Genomic DNA, 3,950 nt, shown 5'->3' on the forward strand with positions numbered 1-3,950 from the left:
CGGCAGTGCGACGGCGGCGATGTCTACGCCCGTGCTCGACGCGAGCGCCACAACGACTTTGCTGGCCACGGCGCAACTGGCCGCCCCCGCTGCGAAGTTCACTGCCAGCGCCACTGCTTCGGTCATGGCCCAGGCGCAGCTCGCCGCACCTTCGCCATTTGCGCTGGCCGGGTACGCGGGCGCGTTGGTGAGCGCTACCGTCGGCGCGTGCACGCTGCTGGCACAAGGTACGTCTGGCGCTGCAGGCACTGCGCTCCTCACGTTGCCGCTATTCGAGCTGGACGCCAGCGCCACCGTCGAGGTCGTGGCCCAGGCCGAGCTGACCTCTCCTGCATTGGCCGCCACGCCATGGGCTGTGGCCTGGATGACATCGCCTGCCGCGCGGCTCACCGCCGTGGGCTCCGCCGTCGTGGCCGTGACCTATGAAGCGTACGCGGTGAATCTGCGCAGCGAAGTGGAGAACGGTGGGAATGAGGTCACCCGCTACACGAACTACCCGTTCGACCGCATCGTGCGCTGGCGTGGGAGCTACTACGGCATGGCCGCCGATGGCCTGTACCTGCTGGAGGGTACGACCGATGACGGTGAGCCCATCGAGTGGGCGCTGCGCACTGGCACGACAGACTTTGACAAGCCCGAGAAGAAGAACGCGGCAAGCGCTTATGTCGGCGGCCGGCTCGGACCCGCCACGACTTTCACGGTGTTCACCGGAGAAAAGTCCGACGACAGCTACGCGTACACCACGCCGCGCGGCCAGACGGCGCAGAACTACCGCCAGAAGTTCGGCCGTGGCCTGGATGCACGCTACTACGCCTTCCAGATGGAGGGTGACGGCGAACTGGAAATGGACGACCTGACCATCGAAGTCGTCCCACGCACACGGAGGATTTAATGGCAACCGTTGACGCATACATCGAAGCAGCCAAAGACTACGCGAGCCAGTCCCTGGCAGACGCGCAGGGCGCCCTGGACAACGCGGCATCCCTGGTGTCGGCCGTGGGCTATCTGTCCCCGAACGTCGTGCTTGACCCGCTCGACCAGACCCTGGAACCGCCGGATCTCCTGGCCGTCCCTGAGCTCGGGAACACCGACCTTGACCTGCCGACCGCTCCGGGGGCAGCCCCGGTGTTTCAGGACATCGGGAGCGTCGACACCGCCGGGGCGCCCACTCTGGACGCACAAGCGCCTGACGTGACGCTGCCGGTAGCCCCTGCAGCGATCGAGGCATTCACCGCCTCGCTGCCCGCGATCAACACGCAGATCGATTTCCCTGAGCCGCCCGACCAGCTCATCAATCCGCTGATCGCCGACCCAGTGATCGCCGACCGGGCCGAGCCTGTCAAGCCGACCATCGTGCTGCCGGTCTTCGACACCGCGCAGCCTGTCCTGACCGCAGTGGCTCCTACCGACCTGCCTGGTCAGATGGAGCGCGCCTACCGCGACGCGAACCCGTCGATGGTGGCTGCGATGGAAGGGCAGGTCGATGCCATGCTGGCGAAGTTCAACCCGCGCTTCCAGCCGGCCCTGACCGCCATCGAAGCGCAGCTGCAGCGCTACTTGGACGGCGGCACGGGGTTCAACCCGGCCATCGAGAACGCCATCTACGAGCGCAGCCGCGACAAGATGGGTGCCGAGTACCGCCGCGTGCGCGACACGGCTTGGAATGAGGCCGCAGACCGCGGCTTCACCCTGCCGGGCGGGGCGCTCATGTCGGCCGTTCTGCAGGCCCGCCAGGGCGCCGCTGACAACCTGGCGCGGGCCAGTACAGAGATCGTCATCAAGCAGGCCGAGATCGAACAGGCAAACCTGCAGTTCGCCGTGACCACATCAGCGAACCTGCGCACGACGATGCTCAACGCCGCGCTCAGTTACCACGGCAACCTCATCCAGATCAACGGCCAGGCGCTGGACTTCGCCAAGACCACCGTAGGGCTGGTGGTGGAGACGTACAACACCGCGCTCAAAGCCTACAGCGCGCAGCTGGACGGGTGGAAGGCCGAAGCTGCGGTCTACGAGACGCGGCTCAAAGCGGCCATGGCCGGTATCGAGCTGTATAAGGCCGAGATCGACGCTCTGCAGGCCATGGTCCAGGTCGACGTCGCCCGGGTCAACGTGTACCGCGCCCGTCTGGAGGCCCTGAACTCCCTCGCCAGCGTGTACCGCAGCCGCATCGACGCGGTGGTGGCCAAGGCCAGCATGGAGAAGCTCAAGCTGGAGCTGTTCCAGAGCCAGGTGCAGGCCTACACCGCCCGGGTGCAGGCGAAGAACTCCGAATGGCAGGGTTACTCTGCGGCGCTGAGCGGCGAAGAAGTCAAGGCACGGATCTTCGGTACCCAGGTGCAGGCGTACAGCGCCGAAGTCGGTGGCTGGCAGGCGAAGATCCAGGCCCAGACCGAGGCAGTGCGCGCAGCTGCGCTCACCAACGAGTCGCGCTCGCGCCAGTACGAATCGACCGTGCGCGCGTACTCCGCAGTCGTGACCGCCAAAGGGGAGGTGGCCCGGACGCGGCTGGAGAACGAACGCCAGAAGATCATCGCCTTCCAGGCCAAGACCCAGGCGGCGGTCAGCTACGCCACACTGGCGCAGACCTACTACAAGACGAAGGCCGACGTCCAGGTCAGCTACGCCGACATGAAGTTGCGCGCTCAGCTTGGGCAGATCACCAGCATGACCAGCTTCCAGGGCACGATCGCCAATCTGGCAAACCAATCGGCCAACATCTACGCCCAACTGGCCGGCACCGCCATGAGCGGCATGAATTCGCTGGTCGTCCAAGAAGCGGCGTAAACTAGGGGCAAGGAGAACGGACATGAAGAAGTTCAACGACCCTATCGAGAAAGGTCTGGGGCGCTTCCGCGAGATGTGGTCAGCCTCATCCCTTGGAGAGCGCACCCTGTTTGTCGTGGCCGTCGCAGCAGCTGTGCTGGCCATGAAGTATGTGGTGGTGCCTAAGTTGGCGGAATCATTTGCGGCGGTCGCAAAGATGCTGGGGTGACAGTGGACGCTTACAGCGCTCTTGAGGCGCTCCCGCCCGCGGCTATCAAAGCTCTGATTCATGCCAACGTCCTAAACGAAACAGGGCGCATGATTGCTGCAGAGGTCTACAGCCGACGTACTGGCGGTGAGTGGAGCCCTCCACCGCCTCCCCAGTCGCGCGAGATAAAGGGCGTGGACCACAGCAGATCGAGTTGGTGGTCCAACGAGCGCAACCCCGAGTAAAATCCCTGCAAACCCACCGGAGTCTGACGGCTGTGAAGGTGTTCCAACGAAGGAACACCCATGGCCATCCCTGGCATCGACGTTACCGAGCGCCCTTGGCAGGGCAGCGCTGATTCCCGCCTTTTCGCCCGAGATCCTGGGCCCGGGAACCCCAACGTAGGGGGGCCGTCCCTCCGCAACGCTGCGCCCCCGGTCGCTCCTCCCAACACACCTCTCTCGGGGGTGCAGCGTGCGGGGAACGCTCTGCGCGGGGCCTTTAATGCCGCCGAAGGTAACAAAGCATACTTCGGCCCCACAAAGCCGGAAACAGGTCTTCGCGGGGCGTTTGGCAATGCGGGGCGCTTCGCCTCCCGTGCCGGCGGCGCTGCTCTCGGGGTTGCTGCAGAAGCACCTGGGGTCGTATCGGTTGCCACGGACCCTGGCACCACTGGGGTCGACGTAGCCACTCAGGTGGCAGGCGCTGGTGGCCGCATGGCGGCAGCCGGGTTAGGGGCAAAGTTGGGCGCCACTGCTGGGGCTTTCGCCGGCCCGCTAGCGCCTATCGCGTCCCCTTTGCTGGGGCTCGCTGGCGGCGCGGCCGGTTACTTCGGAGCAGACAAGCTGATCGAAGGCGGCCGCAGCCTCACAGGCACCGACACCCGAGACCCTGCCGAGCAAGTGGCCCAGCGCGCCGCCCCCTCGGCTGCCGCCCCGACGGCTCCCACAGCCAGCCTGCGTGTGCGCCCCGAGAC

The 3,950-nt window shown here is 65.8% G+C and carries 2 protein-coding genes and 1 pseudogene; all 3 read left to right on the plus strand.

The window, feature by feature from the left end; all coding sequences use genetic code 11:
• A pseudogene (locus DBR23_RS29990) lies at positions 1–892 on the plus strand (hypothetical protein); the annotation flags it as partial.
• A complete protein-coding gene (locus DBR23_RS17665) occupies positions 892–2,787 on the plus strand; it encodes a hypothetical protein (protein ID WP_108499114.1) in 1,896 nt (631 codons plus the stop codon). The pseudogene DBR23_RS29990 and the gene DBR23_RS17665, both read left to right, overlap by 1 nt.
• Positions 2,788–2,809: 22 nt before the next feature.
• The gene (locus DBR23_RS17670) at positions 2,810–2,995 is read left to right on the plus strand and encodes a hypothetical protein (protein ID WP_108499115.1); all 186 of its coding nucleotides are present in this window, start codon (positions 2,810–2,812) and stop codon (positions 2,993–2,995) included.
• Positions 2,996–3,950 lie beyond the last annotated feature (955 nt).

It is taken from the genome of Acidovorax sp. HMWF018 (genome assembly GCF_003061035.1).
Taxonomy (GTDB): Bacteria; Pseudomonadota; Gammaproteobacteria; order Burkholderiales; family Burkholderiaceae_C; genus Acidovorax; species Acidovorax delafieldii.

Bases quoted from the DNA above. Each gene is read 5' to 3' on its own strand.
- DBR23_RS17665 (WP_108499114.1), top strand. From the start codon at position 892: ATGGCAACCGTTGACGCATACATCGAAGCAGCCAAAGACTACGCGAGC.
- DBR23_RS17670 (WP_108499115.1), top strand. From the start codon at position 2,810: ATGAAGAAGTTCAACGACCCTATCGAGAAAGGTCTGGGGCGCTTCCGC.